Source organism: Pseudomonas sp. Pf153, from assembly GCF_001269775.1.
Classification (GTDB): domain Bacteria; phylum Pseudomonadota; class Gammaproteobacteria; order Pseudomonadales; family Pseudomonadaceae; genus Aquipseudomonas; species Aquipseudomonas uvaldensis.
Window position 1 is genome coordinate 122,191 of sequence record NZ_LHVL01000025.1, and the last position, 14,998, is coordinate 137,188.

The 14,998-nt window shown below is 63.9% G+C and carries 12 protein-coding genes; 7 read left to right on the plus strand and 5 right to left on the minus strand.

The window, feature by feature from the left end; all coding sequences use genetic code 11:
* Positions 1-2 precede the first annotated feature (2 nt).
* The 7 genes from AD666_RS15950 (at position 3) to AD666_RS15980 (ending at position 11,004) form a co-directional block, all read left to right on the plus strand.
* The gene (locus AD666_RS15950) at positions 3-947 is read left to right on the plus strand and encodes a DUF58 domain-containing protein (protein ID WP_053153740.1); all 945 of its coding nucleotides are present in this window, start codon (positions 3-5) and stop codon (positions 945-947) included.
* The gene (locus tag AD666_RS15955) at positions 944-1,438 is read left to right on the plus strand and encodes a DUF4381 domain-containing protein (RefSeq protein ID WP_053153743.1); all 495 of its coding nucleotides are present in this window, start codon (positions 944-946) and stop codon (positions 1,436-1,438) included. Before AD666_RS15950 ends, AD666_RS15955 begins: the two co-directional genes overlap by 4 nt.
* Entirely contained in the window at positions 1,431-2,510 is a 1,080-nt protein-coding gene (locus tag AD666_RS15960; protein ID WP_053153746.1) for a VWA domain-containing protein, read from the plus strand. Before AD666_RS15955 ends, AD666_RS15960 begins: the two co-directional genes overlap by 8 nt.
* Positions 2,507-4,237, plus strand: coding sequence for a tetratricopeptide repeat protein (locus AD666_RS15965; RefSeq protein WP_053153750.1), 1,731 nt, complete (start codon positions 2,507-2,509; stop codon positions 4,235-4,237). Before AD666_RS15960 ends, AD666_RS15965 begins: the two co-directional genes overlap by 4 nt.
* Positions 4,234-5,871 (plus strand): BatD family protein, encoded by a 1,638-nt coding sequence (locus tag AD666_RS15970; RefSeq protein ID WP_053153753.1) that lies wholly within the window; start codon positions 4,234-4,236, stop codon positions 5,869-5,871. The genes AD666_RS15965 and AD666_RS15970 overlap by 4 nt, the downstream gene beginning before the upstream one ends.
* 250 nt (positions 5,872-6,121) lie before the next feature.
* Positions 6,122-7,366 (plus strand): exonuclease SbcCD subunit D C-terminal domain-containing protein, encoded by a 1,245-nt coding sequence (locus AD666_RS15975; protein WP_053153755.1) that lies wholly within the window; start codon positions 6,122-6,124, stop codon positions 7,364-7,366.
* Positions 7,363-11,004 carry an AAA family ATPase gene (locus AD666_RS15980; protein ID WP_053153758.1) on the plus strand — a complete coding sequence of 1,214 codons (3,642 nt, stop codon included), beginning with the start codon at positions 7,363-7,365 and terminating at the stop codon, positions 11,002-11,004. The genes AD666_RS15975 and AD666_RS15980 overlap by 4 nt, the downstream gene beginning before the upstream one ends.
* A gap of 79 nt (positions 11,005-11,083) precedes the next feature.
* Here AD666_RS15980 and AD666_RS26800 read toward each other — a convergent pair whose 3' ends face one another.
* The 5 genes from AD666_RS26800 to AD666_RS16000 all read right to left on the minus strand — a co-directional run bounded on the left by AD666_RS26800 (position 11,084) and on the right by AD666_RS16000 (position 14,985).
* Positions 11,084-11,209 carry a hypothetical protein gene (locus AD666_RS26800; RefSeq protein ID WP_256222672.1) on the minus strand — a complete coding sequence of 42 codons (126 nt, stop codon included), beginning with the start codon at positions 11,207-11,209 and terminating at the stop codon, positions 11,084-11,086.
* 179 nt (positions 11,210-11,388) lie between these two features.
* The gene (locus AD666_RS15985) at positions 11,389-11,568 is read right to left on the minus strand and encodes a hypothetical protein (protein ID WP_053153761.1); all 180 of its coding nucleotides are present in this window, start codon (positions 11,566-11,568) and stop codon (positions 11,389-11,391) included.
* A gap of 155 nt (positions 11,569-11,723) precedes the next feature.
* Positions 11,724-12,899: a lactonase family protein gene (locus tag AD666_RS15990; RefSeq protein WP_053153764.1), complete on the minus strand. Its 1,176-nt coding sequence runs from the start codon at positions 12,897-12,899 to the stop codon at positions 11,724-11,726.
* Entirely contained in the window at positions 12,886-13,182 is a 297-nt protein-coding gene (locus AD666_RS15995; RefSeq protein ID WP_053155336.1) for a DUF5629 family protein, read from the minus strand. Before AD666_RS15995 ends, AD666_RS15990 begins: the two co-directional genes overlap by 14 nt.
* A gap of 222 nt (positions 13,183-13,404) precedes the next feature.
* On the minus strand, positions 13,405-14,985 hold the full coding sequence (locus tag AD666_RS16000) for an aldehyde dehydrogenase (NADP(+)) (protein WP_053153767.1): 1,581 nt from the start codon (positions 14,983-14,985) through the stop codon (positions 13,405-13,407).
* Between the last annotated feature and the right edge of the window lie 13 nt (positions 14,986-14,998).

Sequence of the window (14,998 nt, forward strand, 5' to 3'; positions counted from 1 at the left end):
TCATGAATAACCCACTGGCGCCCGCACCGGGCATCCGCGTCAGCCTGTCGGAGCTGATCGAGATGCGTCATCGCGTGCGCGAAGTGCAGTTGTTCTCCACGCCCGGCCAGCGCAGCCCGCTGATCGGCCTGCACCACTCCAAGCTGCGTGGGCGCGGTGTGGACTTCGACCAGGTGCGGGTCTATCAGGCCGGCGATGACGTGCGCACCATCGACTGGCGCGTGACCGCTCGCACCCAGGAACCCCACACCAAGCTGTTCCACGAAGAACGGGAACGGCCGATCTTCATCATGATCGAGCAAAGCCATCGACTGTTCTTCGGCTCGGGGCTGACCTTCAAGTCCGTACTCGCCGCCCAGGCCGCCAGTCTGTTCGGCTGGGCCGCGCTGGGGCACAACGACCGGGTCGGCGGCCTGGTGTTCGGCAACAATACCCATTACGAGGTCAAGCCCCGACGCAGCAAGCAGAGCCTGCTGCAACTGCTCAACCGCTTGGTGCGGGTCAATCAGTCACTGCATACCGAAGGCGAGCCTGATCGCGATTCGTTCGGCATTGCCTTGCGTCGGGCCCGGGAAGTGCTGCGACCCGGCAGCCTGGTGATCGTGATCTGCGATGAGCGTGCGCTGTCCGACAGTGCCGAGCAACAACTGAGCCTGCTGTCGCGACACTGCGACCTGTTGCTGCTGCCGCTGTCGGATCCACTGGATCACGCCTTGCCCGCGGCTGGTCTGCTGCGTTTTGCCCAGCGCGGCGCGCAGTTGGAGCTCGATACGCTGAATGTCGAACTGCGCCAGGCCTATCGCGCCCAGGCCGAAGCACGGTTGGGTCGCTGGGAAATGCTCGCGCAGAAACTGCGGATCCTGCTGATGCCACTGAGTACTCAGGGTGACATGGTCGAACAATTGCGCGAATACTTGAATCCCGGACGACCGGGGAAAAGCCGATGAGCAGTCTCGATCAATTACAGCCGCTGATGGCGCCGCCCCCTATCGGCTTCTGGCCTCCCGCGCCGGGCTGGTGGCTGCTGTTGGTGCTGTTGCCGCTCCTGGGCCTGGGCCTGTGGCAATTACGTCGGTTCATCCCGGCGAAACGCACCACCGCCAGCGCTGAGCAACCCTTGGACCCAGTGCGCCTGGCCGCCCTGGCCGAACTCGCCCAACTGCCCAAGCCCTACGACGGCGCGCCGGCCGGCGCCTGGCTACAACAGCTCAACGCACTGCTCAAGCGCGTGTGCCGCAACCACTACCCCTACAGCCAGAGCCACACCCTCAACGGGCGAAAATGGCTGGCCTTCCTGGACAACCGCTGCCCGGCGGCCGGTCTGACTCGCTGGATGGTGCTGGTCGAAGGTGCTTACAAACCGGAGTGCAAGCTGGACGACAAAGCCATCGCCGGCCTGACCCAGGCCATCGAAATCTGGATTCGCAAGCATGTTTGAGTTCGCCTGGCCGTGGATCTTCGCCCTGCTGCCGCTGCCCTGGCTGATGCGCCTGGTGCTGCCTCCGGCCGACAGCGGCGAATCGGTGCTCAAGGTCAGTTTCCTGGAAGACCTCGAAGGCCTCGTCGGCCGTCGCGCCCGGGCCAGCCTGCCGAGCTGGCGCCAGCAGGCACCTTTCATCCTGCTCTGGCTGCTTCTGCTGATCGCCGCCGCCCGCCCCCAATGGCTGGGCGAGCCGTTGCCGATTGCTGCCAGCGGCCGTGACCTGCTGGTGGCGGTGGATGTTTCCGGGTCCATGGACTTTCCTGACATGCGCTGGCAGGACGAAGAGGTCAGTCGCCTGACGCTGGTCCAACAGATGCTGGGGGACTTTCTCGAAAACCGCGAAGGCGACCGGGTCGGCCTGATCCTGTTCGGCAGCCAGGCTTATCTGCAAGCACCGTTGACCTTCGATCGCCGTACCGTGCGACGCTGGCTCGACGAGGCGCGCATCGGCATCGCCGGCAAAAATACCGCCATTGGCGACGCCATTGGCCTGGCGCTCAAGCGCCTGCGCCAGCGCCCGGCCAACAGCCGTGTGCTGATCCTGGTCACTGACGGCGCCAATAACGGTGGCGAAATCGATCCGTTGACCGCCGCCCGGCTGGCTGCCGACGAGGGCGTGAAAATCTACCCGATCGGCATTGGCGCCGATCCGGAGCAAAGCGGCACGGCGGGTTTCCTCGGCGTCAATCCGAGCCTGGACTTGGATGAACCCACACTCAGGGAAATCGCACAGGTTACAGGCGGTCGATATTTCCGGGCCCAGGACGGCGGACAGCTGCTTGAGATCAAGGGCACGCTCGACCAACTCGAACCGGTGGTCCAGCAACCGACCCAGGCACGTCCCAGCCGGGCGCTGTATCAATGGCCACTGAGTGCCGCCCTGCTGCTGAGCGTATTGCTCGCGGCCCGCGAACGCTGGCCGGACAACCCCTTGCAGCGCCTGTTCAGCCAGTCGCTGTTCCAACCTGCCCAATCCGTCGAATGGCGCCAACGGCTCAAGCGCCTGCGTTTGCGGAGGCGGCGATGATCGGTCTGTGGCCGCACTGGTTGCGCCCCGCTTTCTTGTTGGTGCTGCCCTTGCTGGGATGGCTGCTCTGGCAACTGTGGCATCGGCAGAAACGGGTCGGTCGCTGGCAGATGATCCTGCCGCCGGCGTTCCATGCCGTACTGCTCAGTGGCGGCAGCGGCCGGGAAAGCCGCTTGCCCTGGATTGCCCTCGGCCTGGGCTGGCTGTTGATGGTGCTGGCGTTGCTCGGGCCCAGCTGGGCACGGGTCGAACAGGCCAGCCAGAAGCCCGCCGACCCACTGGTGGTGGTTTTCGAACTGACCCCGGAAATGCTCGCCACCGACGTACCGCCCACTCGTTTGGAACAGGCGCGGCGCAAGCTGCTGGACCTGCTGCATAACCGCAGCGATGCCCAGACCGCAATCGTCGTCTACGCTGGCAGTGCTCATACGCTGGTGCCGCTGTCCGACGACCTGTCCACCAGCGCCAACCTGCTCGAAGCCCTGACCCCTTCGATCATGCCTCAAGCGGGGCATCGCGCCGACCTGGCAATCAACAAGGCCATGGCCCTGCTGGACCAGGGCGGACTGGGTCATGGCCGGATCCTGCTGATCGGCTCGTCCTTGAACGAGCAGGAACGCCAGGGCATCCGCCAGGTGCTGGACGGCTCGGCCACCCGTTTGCTGATGCTGGGCATCGGTACGCGAGAGGGCGCGCCGGTGGCTCAAAGCGATGGCAGTTACCTCAAGGATGCGCAAGGCGCGATTCTGATACCGCGCCTGGACAACCCCAGCCTCAAATCCTTCATCAACGAACTGGACGGCCGTTACCGCCCCGCACGTCTGGACGACAGCGACCTGCGAGGCCTCGGTCTGCTGGATGGCCCTCGCCATCTGCGCCACGACGGCCAGACGCTGCGCCTGGACACCTGGGCCGACCAGGGGTACTGGTTGCTCCTGCCACTGTTGCTGCTGGCGGCCTGTGCCGGGCGCCGGGGCTGGCTGTTCTGCCTGCCGCTGCTGTTCGTGCTGCCACAGACCGGGCACGCCTTCGAATTCGAAGACTTGTGGTTGCGCCCCGACCAACAAGGCCAGCATTTGCTCAAGCAAAAACGTCCGGCCGAGGCCGCCGCCCATTTCCAGGACAGCCAATGGCAAGGCGTTGCCCTCTACGAAGCCGGAGAGTACAGCGAAGCCGCCCGACGCTTTGCCGGGGGCTCCGACGCCCGCGCCCATTACAATCGCGGCAACGCACTGGCCAGGAGCGGCGAGCTGGAAGCCGCGCTGGATGCTTATGAACAAGCCTTGGAGCTGCAACCGGACCTGCGCCCCGCCCAGACCAATAAAGCCCTGGTGCAGAGCCTGTTGAAAGAACAGGCCTCCCCGGACGAGCCCAAGCCTGCCGATAACGAATCGCCGGACTCCGCGGTACAATCGCCGAGCGCCGAAACGCCGTCCCAGTCCTCGCAGGCCCAATCGCCATCCGACGAGGCAACGGCCCCGCCGGATGAAGCCCAGGCATCGCACACGACACCCGACAGCGCCCAGGAGGTACCGGGCAGCGAATTGCCCGATGAACAGACCACCACTCCGCCGCTGCGCCCCGCCGCCGGCCAACGCAACGAAGAAGAACAACGCCAGGCCCTGGAACAATGGTTGCGCCAGATTCCGGACAATCCGGGCGAACTGCTCCGGCGTAAATTCTGGTATGAACAACAAAGCCACCAGGTCCAGGGAAAAACCCAATGATCCGCGTCACCGTCCAGTTCCTTGTCTTGCTGCTCTGGATCTGCGCAGCCCAGGCCGCGCAGTTGACCGCCAGTGTCGATCGCAGCCGCCTGAACTCCGGGGAAACGGTGGAGCTGACCCTGGAATCCAACGACGCCACGCTGTTCGGCAAGCCTGACCTGGGGCCGCTCCAGGCGCTGTTCGATGTGCGTGGCACCCGCCAGGTCAACCAACTGACGACCCTGGACGGCGAAAACCGCGCAACCACTCGCTGGATCGTGACCCTGCTGCCACGCCAGAGCGGCACCGTGATCATCCCTTCCCTGCAACTGGGGGAAGTGAGCAGCCAACCGATCACCCTCCAAGTGATCGAAAGCGAAACCCGCAACGCCTCAGGCACCCTGGCACCGGTGTTCATCGAAGCCAGCCTCGACCAGAACCGCGTGTACGTGCAGGCCCAGGCGATCCTGACCTTGCGTATCTACCATTCGGTGTCGCTGTACGACGACAGCAGCCTGACGCCGCTGCACATCCCCGATGCCCGCACCGAGCAGCTAGGCGAATCGCGCACCTATGAAAAAGTCATCAATGACGTACGTCATGGCGTGATCGAGCTGCGCTATGGCATCTACCCCCAGCGCAGCGGCGAACTGACGATACCGGCCCAGACGTTCAGCGCGACCCTGGTCGAGCCGGTGGCCCAAGGCGCCGCGCCATCGGGACCCAAGCCCGGCCAGCTGATGCGCGTCAGTTCCGAACACCTGCGACTGACCGTCGACCCCAAGCCGGCCAGCTATCCGCCCGATGTGCCGTGGCTGCCGGCCCGCAGCCTTTCCCTGAGCGAAAGCTGGAGCCCCGAACCGACCCACAGCCAGGTGGGCGATTCCCTGACCCGCAGCCTGACCCTTGAAGCCGAAGGCCTGGCCAGCTCCCAGTTACCACCGCTGCCCGCCACGGAGATCAATGGCTTGCGTCGTTATCCCGACCAACCGGTTCTCAGCAGCCGCAGCAGTGAACGCGGGCTGGTGGGCAGTCGCGAGGACCGCGAGGCGCTGGTGCCCAACCGCAGCGGGACCATCGAACTGCCACCGGTGGAAGTGATCTGGTGGAACACCCTGGAGAATCACCTGGACCGAACCAGCCTCCCGGCGCGGACCCTGCAGGTGGCGAACAATCCAAGCCTGATGGTGGACACACCGGCGGGTGCGCCCCAGGTCGTGACGACGGTCGACAGCGACGCGCTGTGGTATTGGCAACTGACTTCGTTGCTGCTGGCCTGTACCACATTACTGGGCTTCGGTCTGTGGTGGCGGGCCCGCTCGCAACCGGCGGTCCTGCGTGCGGCCCAGGCCGGACCGAGCCCGCGCACCCTGTTGGACGACCTCAAGCGGACCTGCCTGGCCAACGACCCTCACGCCACCCGCCAGGCACTGGATGCCTGGGCCCGACAGCAACCGGAAACACTGGCCGACATGGCGGCGCGCTTCGTGCCGCTGTCCGACGCCCTCGATGGCCTCAATGGTGCCCTCTACAGCGAAACCGGCCAGCACTGGCAAGGTGAAGACCTGTGGCGGGCGATTCGTGCCATTCCGCCCACCGAGGGCACGCCGAACTCGGCCGGCGACTCGGGCTTGCCACCGCTGTACCCCAAGTAGTCAGGGGAAGCGACCCCCTGGGGACCTGTGGGAGCAAGGCTTGCCCGCGATGAGGCCATCCCTTTCAACCTCACTGCAACCTGACCCACCGCTATCGCGAGCAAGCTTTGCTCCCACAGCAATTGTTCCCACAGCAAATGCTCCCAAAGTAAGAAGTTGAACACGTCCTCTCGCCTGTTTCCCAGTAAACTCTGTTTCTTTTAGCCGCCTCTCCCTTCCTGCGGCCATTATCTGTTTTATGGAGTTCACCTTGCGTCTGTTCCACACCTCCGACTGGCACCTGGGGCAAAACCTGCACGGCCAGGAGCGCGATTTCGAGCACGCGTGTTTCCTCCAGTGGCTGCTGCGCCAGTTGGCCAGTGAAAAACCCGACGTACTGCTGATCGCCGGGGATATCTTCGACACCGTGAACCCACCGGTCAAAGCCCAGGAGCGGCTGTACGACTTCATCGTCAGCGCCCATGAACAAACCCCCAACCTGACCATCGTGATGATTGCCGGTAACCATGACTCCGGCTCACGGATCGAACTGCCCGCCCCCCTGATGCGGCGGTTGCGTACCCATGCCCTGGGCCGGGTGTTGTGGCTGGACGACGGACAACTGGACGTCGAGCGCCTGTTGCTGCCGCTGCCCGACGCCAAGGGCAAGGTCAAGGCGTGGTGCCTGGCCCTGCCGTTCCTGCGTCCCGCCGAAGTGACCGGCGCGCAACTGGGGGATGATTACCTGCGAGGCATCGGTCAGGTCCACGAGTGGCTGATCGCCGCTGCCAACGCCAAGCGCAAGAAAGGCCAGGCACTCATTGCCGTCAGTCACGCCCACATGGCCGGCGGTTCCGTGTCCGAAGACTCGGAGCGCAGCCTGATCATCGGCAACGCCGAGGCCCTGCCCGCCAGCCTGTTCGGCCCGAGCATCAGCTACGTTGCCCTCGGTCATTTGCACAAGCCACAGAAGGTCAACGGCGAGGAACGCATCCGCTACAGCGGCTCGCCAATTCCTCTGTCGTTCTCCGAGATCGGCTATCAACATCAGATCCTGGACATCACCCTGGACGGCGAAACCCTGGCGAAGGTCGAGCCACGGTTGATTCCCCGTGCCGTCAATCTGCAACGCCTGGGCCCGGCGCCCCTCGCCGAGATCCTGGTGCAACTCAAGGAATTGCCCGACGTCGACCTGCTGGCCGATGTCCAACGCCAACCCTGGCTGGAAGTGCGGATACGCCTCGACGAACCGCAACCAGACCTGCGCCACCAGGTGGAAAGTGCACTGCAAGGCAAAGCCGTGCGCCTGGTGCGGATCGCCGCCGAGTACGCCGGCACCGGCGATGCCGGGCGCGCCGATGACGACGCGGCGCTGATCGAGCTGGATCAACTGAGCCCGCACGAGCTGTTCAGCCGCGCCTGGCAGGACACCTATGGCAACGAAGTGGACGAACAGACACTCCAGGATTTTGCCGCGCTGTTGCAGGACGTGCAGATGGAGGACGAGCAGCCATGAAGATCCTTGCGATCCGCCTCAAGAACCTCGCCTCCCTGGCTGGCCCGTTCGACATCGATTTCACCGCCGAACCCCTCGCCAGCGCCGGCCTGTTCGCCATCACCGGCCCGACGGGCGCCGGCAAGAGCACGTTGCTCGACGCACTGTGCCTGGCGTTGTTCGGGGCCGTACCGCGCCTCAACAACACCGGGCGCGACGCCAAGGTCCCGGATGCCGACGGCGAGATCGCCACGGGCGACCCACGCACGCTGTTGCGCCGCGGCACCGGCGAGGGCTACGCCGAAGTGGATTTCCGGGGCATCGACGGGCGCCGCTATCGCGCCCGCTGGGAGGCCAATCGCGCCCGGGAAAAGGCTGGCGGCAAACTGCAAGCCAGCCGCCAGAGCCTGCGGGACCTGGACAACGATCAATTGCTGGCAAGCCAGAAAAGTGAATACAAGACTCAGCTCGAAGCGGTCCTGGGCCTGAACTTTGAGCAGTTCACCCGCGCCGTGCTGTTGGCGCAGAGTGAGTTCAGCGCCTTTCTCAAGGCCGATGACAACGAACGCAGCGAGCTGCTGGAAAAGCTCACCGACACCGCCCTGTACACTCGGCTCGGCCGGCGGGCCTTCGACAAGGCCAAGCACGCCAAGGAATACCACCGGCAATTGCAGGAGCAGGCCACTGGCGTCACGCCATTGGCACCTGAAGCACGCGCGGAGCTGGACCAGCATTTCAACGAAGCCCAGCAACGGCTCAAGACCCAGCAGGCACAACTCAAGCAACTGGAGCAGCAGCACACCTGGCTCAAGGACCTGCGCCAGCTGCAGGACGAACACGCCAGCGCCACCGAGCAACTGCAACAGGCCCAGGCCGAATGGAACGCCCTGGCGGACGACCGCCTGAAACTGACTCGCCTGGAGCAACTGGCGCCCCAGCGGCATCAGTTCATCCGCCAGACGGAACTGACCCGGCAACTGGCGCCCCTGGCGGCACAGATCCAGCAACTCAGCCTGCAACAGATCGACCTGACCGAACGACAGACGCAACTGGAAAAGGCCCTGGGTGCAGCGCAACTGGCGTTGGTTGCGGCCCGCCAGCAAAGCACCGACAGCGCGCCGTTGCTGCGCCAGGCTTTCGAAGAGCAGAGCACCCTAGCCCGCCTGTCCAGTGACGCCGACCAGGGCGCCGAGCGCCAACAGCAGGCCCAACAAGCCTGCACCGAGGGCCAGCACACCCTTGAAACCTTGCAGGAACAGCAACGGCAGGTGGCCGGGCGCTTACAGCGCATCGCCGATGAGCTGGAGCAGAGCCTGCACCTCGCCCCGTTGAGTGACGCTTGGAATGCCTATCGCGATCGCCTCCAGCAACTGATGCTGATCGGCAATCGCCTGAACAAGGGCCAGGCCGAACTCGCCGCCCTGGAGCAAAACGCCGCCAGCGCCAGCGAGGAGTTGACGGCCCGCCGGCAAGAACTGGAAGTGCTCTACAAGGAAGCCGGTGCCGAGCCCGAAGCAGTGGCCGAACAGATCCAGTTGCTTGGCAACCTGCTACAGGACAACCGCAAACAACAGCGTGCGTTCGAGGAGCTGACGCGGCTGTGGGCCCAACAGCAAGAGCTGGACAAGCGCAATGCCGAACTGGAACAACGCCAGCAACAGGCGTTGCAGGAGCGCGACCGGCTGGTGCGCGAGGGCAGTGAAGCCAAGGCCGAGCTGGCGCTTGCCGAACAGACCCTGACGGTCACCCGTGAACTGTTGGAGCGCCAACGCCTGGCCCGTAGCGAAAGCGTTGAGCAACTGCGGGCCCAACTCCAGGACGACCAGCCCTGCCCGGTGTGCGGCAGCGTCGAGCATCCTTACCATCAACCCGAGGCCCTGCTGCAAAGCCTCGGCCGTCATGATGAGCATGAAGAGGCCAACGCCCGCAAAGCCGTCGACCTGCTCAATGAAAAGGTCATCGACCTGCGCGCCCGATACAGCGGCGTCATCGCCCAGCTCAAAGAGCTGCGCCAGCAACAGGAACAGCTCGCCAGCCAGCAGCAAGGCCTGGCCCCCAGCCTTGAAGCCCATCCGCTGTCCGCGCCACTGCTGGCGCAGGACGGGATCCGACGCGAGGCCTGGCTGACCCAGCAGAACAACCAGCTCCACCAACGCATCACCCAGGATGAACAACGACAAGCCGCCCTCCTGACCCTGCAACAGGACGCTTCGCGCCTGACTCAACGCCTGCGCAGCGCTGAAACGGCGAGCCAGCAGGCAACCCAACACCTGGATAAGCAGCGACAGGAACTGGCCCACGACCGTCAGCGCCTGGACGAGGAGCTGAGCCATTTCAGCACCTTGCTGCCCGCCGACACCCTGCAAGCCCTGCGCACCGAACCCGCCGCCACCTTCCTGCAGCTGGACCGGCAGATCGCCCAGCGTCTGGAGCAGCTGGAACAGCAGCGCGAGGAACTCAGCGAACAGCTCCAGCGCCAGCAAACCCTGGAGAAAGAACAGGACCGCCAGCAGACCCGGACCCAGCAACTGGAGTCGGCGCGCCAGCAACTCCAGGCCTTGACCGAGCAACGGCAGGCTTGCCAACAAAGACTCACACAATTGCTGGGCGATCACGCCAGCGCCGAACAGTGGCAGCAGCAGCTCGACCAGGCCCTGGAGCAGGCACGCGCCGCCGAGGCGACGGCCAACCAGCAACTGCACGAGCTGCGCAACAGCCTCGTGCAACTGGCCACCGAACTCAAGGCCCGCCAGGAACAGGCGCTGGCGCTGGAGGCGGAATGTCAGGCGCTGGCCACCGGCATTGCCCAATGGCGCACCTCCCATCCGGAGCTGGACGACGCCGCCCTTGAAGCGCTGCTCGGCCTGGACGAGCAACACGTCGGGCAATTGCGCCAGCGACTGCTCAACACCGAGAAAGCCATCGAACAGGCCCGTGTGCTGCTGACCGAACGTGAGCAGCGTTTGCAGAACCATCAGGCCCAGCACAACGGCCATCTGTCGCTGGAACAATTGGTCGATGCCCTCAACGAACTGCAGACACAATGTGACGCCAGCGAACAGCAGTGCGCCGAACTACGCGCCCAGCAAGCCGAAGACCAACGCCGGCAGAACGCCAACCAGGCCCTGGCCTTGCAAATCGAACAGGCTTACGCCGAATACCAGCGCTGGGCGCGACTGGATGCACTGATCGGCTCGGCCACCGGCGATCGCTTCCGCAAACTGGCCCAGGCCTACAACCTCGACTTGCTGGTGCACCACGCCAACGCCCAACTGCGACAACTGGTGCGACGCTACCGGCTCAAGCGCGGCGGCAGCATGCTCGGTCTGTTGGTGCTGGACACGGAAATGGGTGATGAGCTGCGCTCGGTGCATTCATTGTCCGGCGGCGAAACCTTCCTGGTGTCCCTCGCCCTGGCCCTGGGCCTGGCCTCGATGGCGTCCAATACGCTGAGAATCGAATCGCTGTTCATCGATGAAGGCTTCGGCAGCCTCGATCCTGAGTCCCTGCAATTGGCAATGGATGCCCTCGACGGCTTACAGGCCCAGGGACGCAAGGTCGCGGTCATTTCCCATGTGCAGGAAATGCATGAGCGGATCCCGGTGCAGATTCGGGTGCATCGTCAAGGGAATGGGCTGAGTACGGTGGAGGTCAAGTAAGACGGCTGAATACCTGTGGACCTTGTGGGAGCGAGCAGGCTCGCTCCCACAAGGACTGCGGCTTGACTGATTCACCCGATCACTCTTGCAGCAAGCTGAGTAATCGCTCACGCGCCGCTTCCGGCTCGCCGGGAACCGGCTGGGCGGCAGAAACAATCGGGGTGGAATAGAGGAACAGCAGCATCATTGCCAGACGCATCGCCATGGTGTTGATCCTTGTGAGGAGGAGTCAATTTTTCAGCGTCAAATTTAAACACATGGCCATGTGATATTACAGCGGGATTTTCAGAACACCCTGAAGCGCCTTATGAAAACGACGAAGCCTGCGATCTTTTCTCTTCTTGAAAGATGAAAAGATCGCAGGCTTCAGAGGTCGCACGTCGCTCAGTGTTGGGACTTGTGATCCAGGGCGGCGTAGAAGTTGGCGCTTTGTTGCAGGTATTTCTCGGTGTAGGTCTGGGTGCGATTTTTCTTGTCGCTGATCTCGATGCTGGCACTGGCTGGCAATGCCACGGTGGCGGAGATAGCGGAAGCGGCGATCACGGAAAAAAGGTTAAGGTTCATGGCGGTATCCTCGGATTCAGTTGGCTGTCTTGCCCGGTTGGGCCGTGAAGCAAACTTACGCGCCGAGGCGTCTCGTCTTGAAATGCTTTGCACTGCTAGCGAATATCAGCCTCATTGATACAACGGCGCAGGCCCCGAAAAACGGGGCCTGCGGTCTATTGACGCAGTATGAATTTCAGATCGCTCGGTGCATCCATCGCCAGCTTCTGCACGGTTTTACCCAGCAGACCGGTCTTGAGATCGCGCTCCACCACCACGATCTGATTGCTCTTCTGGTTGCCGATCAGCATGAATTTTTCACTCGGATCCAGACTGAACTCTCGCGGATGGTCCCCTTCCACGGAGCGGCGCTGAAGTTCTTTGAGCGTACCGGCGGCCGGGTCGATGGCGAACACCAGCACTTCGTTGCTGGTCCCCCGATTGCTCACGTACAGGAACTTTCCATCCTTCGAGGCGTGCAGCGCAGCCGCCGCCCTGCCCGCCTGCGGCTTACCCGGCGCCAGGTCGACCAATTGGCGCTGGGTCAGTTGGCCCTCGCGGTACTCGAACACCGCGACCTGTGCGCTCATCTCCAGGGTCAGCCAGGCGTGCTTGCCATCGGCGCTGAACAACAGATGGCGCGGCCCGCTGCCGGGTGGCAATTGGACGAAGGCCGGGTCGGCGGCGGTCAGCGGCAGTTCGGGGTTGGCCTTGGGGTCGTAGCGGTAGACGAACACCTTGTCCGCCCCCAGGTCGTTGGCGAATACATAGTGGCCATCGGGAGAGGACACCGCCGAGTGAACATGGGCCGACCTCTGCCGCTCGGGATTGACCCGGCTCGGCTGATGGCTGCTCAGCTGCACCGGGGGCGCAAGCTTGCCGTCGGCGCCCACCGGCAACACCGCCAGGGTGCCGCCCGGGTCTTCCATCACCGAATAGTTGCTCACCAGCAAATGCCGGCGGTCGCCGCTGAGGCTGGAATGGGTCGGCTCGTTGCCCAGAGACTGCACCTGGTTGATCAGGCTCAGTTCATGGGTCTTGGGATCGATGGCATAGCTGCTGACCTTGCCCACCGGATCCTTCTGACCCGGCCCGTTTTCGTTGACCACGAACAGGCGGCTCATGTCCGGCGAAAGGGTCAACCACGACGGATTGTCAGTCTTGATCACCTGCAACGGCTTGGCATCGAGTTGGCCGGTGCGGCTGTCGAACTGAAGGCGATAGAGACCCTGGCTCTGGCCGGCGGTGTAGGAACCCACCAACAGTTGATGGCGCTCTTCGGTGTCCGCCTGGACACCCATGGCGCCCACGCTGCCGGCCATCAACAGCGGCCAGAGACTACGCATCTTCATGTTCGTCATCCTCATCATTGTGGCCGCTGGTCGCTTCCACGCACTCCAATTGGTGGTCGCCCGAATCGCTGGAGATGATCCAGTGATTCGCAGCCTTGTCGAACGTCGCGGCCTGCATTTGCGCCGGGGTGAAACGCCAACGTTCCAGGGTACGACCGTTCATGCACTCGACGTGCAATTGGTCCTGTTCATCGAAGGAAAAATCGAAAGCGTGCAGCCCGTCGATGATCAGCATGTCGCAGGATTCGAGGGCTTGCAGCAAGGTGTCGGTCTGGGCAGTCATGGCGATCAGTCGTTCTTGGGGAAAGCCGGCATGATAACCCAATGTGGAGGTGGGTCCGGGGTCAGGCTCCGGATAGGCTGTTGCCAGGGCCATCGCCTTCGCGAGCAAGCCCGCTCCCACAAGGATTTGTTGTGGTATGTGGCACCGCTGATCCCTGTGGGAGCGGGCTTGCTCGCGAAGAGACCGGCACATCCAACCACAACGTGCCGGCCACCCCAAGGCTCAGAGCCCTTCGCGCCCCATCACCCCATCCACCAACCGCAGGATCCCCAACGGGTTGGCATTCTTCAGCGGTTCCGGCAGCAGGCTGTCGGGGTAGTTCTGGAAGCACACAGGCCGCAGGAAGCGGTCGATCGCCAACGTACCCACCGACGTGCCACGGGCATCGGACGTGGCCGGGTACGGCCCGCCATGGACCATCGAGTCACACACTTCGACACCGGTCGGATAACCGTTGAGCAGGATGCGACCGACTTTCTGCTCCAGCAACGGCGTCAACTCGCCGAACTTTTCGAAATCCGCCGGTTCGCCAATGATCGTCGCGGTCAACTGGCCGTGCAGACCATTGAGCGCAGCAGTGAGTTGGGCCTGATCGGCCACTTCGACGAATACCGTGGTCGGACCAAACACTTCTTCCTGCAGTGCCTCGTCACCGTTGATCAGCAGGCTGGCGTCAGCCTTGAACAACTGCGGCTGGGCCTGGTTGCCCTGCTGCTCGCGCCCGGCCAGATGCTCGATGCCGGGGTGAGCCAGCAGTTTTTGCAGGCCTTTGCCATAGCTTTGCAGCGTACCGGCATTAAGCATGGTCTGCGGCGCCTGGTCGCCGATCAGCGCGGCCACTTGTTGGGTGAACGCGGTGAACTGCGGCGAGCGGATACCGATCACCAGGCCGGGGTTGGTGCAGAACTGGCCGCACCCCTGCACCACCGAAGCGGTCAGGTCGCGGGCGACGGTTTCGGCGCGGGTGTCCAAGGCCTTGGGCAACACGATCACCGGGTTGATGCTCGACATCTCGGCAAACACCGGGATCGGCTGTGGGCGTGCCGCCGCCATGTCGCACAGAGCACGACCACCGCGCAGGGAACCGGTGAAGCCCACGGCCTGGATCGCCGGATGCTTGACCAGCCACTCGCCGACGCCACCGCCATAGATCATGTTGAACACACCGGCCGGCATCGAGGTTTTCTCGGCGGCGCGGATGATCGCGTCCGCCACCCATTCGGCCGTCGCCATGTGGCCGCTGTGGGCCTTGAACACCACCGGGCAACCGGCGGCCAGGGCCGACGCGGTATCGCCACCGGCGGTGGAGAACGCCAACGGAAAGTTACTCGCACCGAACACCGCCACCGGGCCCAGGCCGATGCGGTACTGGCGCAGATCGGGGCGTGGCAGTGGTGTACGCTCAGGCAACGCTCGGTCGATGCGTGCGCCATAAAAATCACCCCGGCGCAGGACTTTGGCGAACAGGCGCATCTGGCCGCTGGTACGACCGCGCTCGCCCTGGATACGCGCCGCCGGCAAGGCGGTTTCACGGCACACCACAGCGACGAACTCATCACCCAAGGCGTCCAGCTCATCGGCAATGGCGTCGAGGAACTCGGCCCGACGCACCGCGCTCAAGCTGCGATAAGTCGGATAAGCGGCAGCGGCGGCTTTGGCGGCGGCGTCGACTTCTTCTGCCGTGGCCTGGATGAATTCGCCGGGCAAGGCTTCGCCGGTGCTCGCATCGACGCTCTGCAGACGGGTCTGACCGGCCGCGCTTCGCGCCCCACCGATGTAGTTGTGGCCAAGGATCTGGTTCATCGCAAGTCTCCTC

Bases quoted from the DNA above. Each gene is read 5' to 3' on its own strand.
- AD666_RS15960 (WP_053153746.1), top strand. From the start codon at position 1,431: ATGTTTGAGTTCGCCTGGCCGTGGATCTTCGCCCTGCTGCCGCTGCCC.
- AD666_RS26800 (WP_256222672.1), bottom strand. From the start codon at position 11,209: ATGGCGATGCGTCTGGCAATGATGCTGCTGTTCCTCTATTCCACCCCG.
- AD666_RS15965 (WP_053153750.1), top strand. From the start codon at position 2,507: ATGATCGGTCTGTGGCCGCACTGGTTGCGCCCCGCTTTCTTGTTGGTG.
- AD666_RS16000 (WP_053153767.1), bottom strand. From the start codon at position 14,985: ATGAACCAGATCCTTGGCCACAACTACATCGGTGGGGCGCGAAGCGCG.
- AD666_RS15950 (WP_053153740.1), top strand. From the start codon at position 3: ATGAATAACCCACTGGCGCCCGCACCGGGCATCCGCGTCAGCCTGTCG.
- AD666_RS15955 (WP_053153743.1), top strand. From the start codon at position 944: ATGAGCAGTCTCGATCAATTACAGCCGCTGATGGCGCCGCCCCCTATC.
- AD666_RS15980 (WP_053153758.1), top strand. From the start codon at position 7,363: ATGAAGATCCTTGCGATCCGCCTCAAGAACCTCGCCTCCCTGGCTGGC.
- AD666_RS15990 (WP_053153764.1), bottom strand. From the start codon at position 12,899: ATGAAGATGCGTAGTCTCTGGCCGCTGTTGATGGCCGGCAGCGTGGGC.
- AD666_RS15985 (WP_053153761.1), bottom strand. From the start codon at position 11,568: ATGAACCTTAACCTTTTTTCCGTGATCGCCGCTTCCGCTATCTCCGCC.
- AD666_RS15970 (WP_053153753.1), top strand. From the start codon at position 4,234: ATGATCCGCGTCACCGTCCAGTTCCTTGTCTTGCTGCTCTGGATCTGC.
- AD666_RS15995 (WP_053155336.1), bottom strand. From the start codon at position 13,182: ATGACTGCCCAGACCGACACCTTGCTGCAAGCCCTCGAATCCTGCGAC.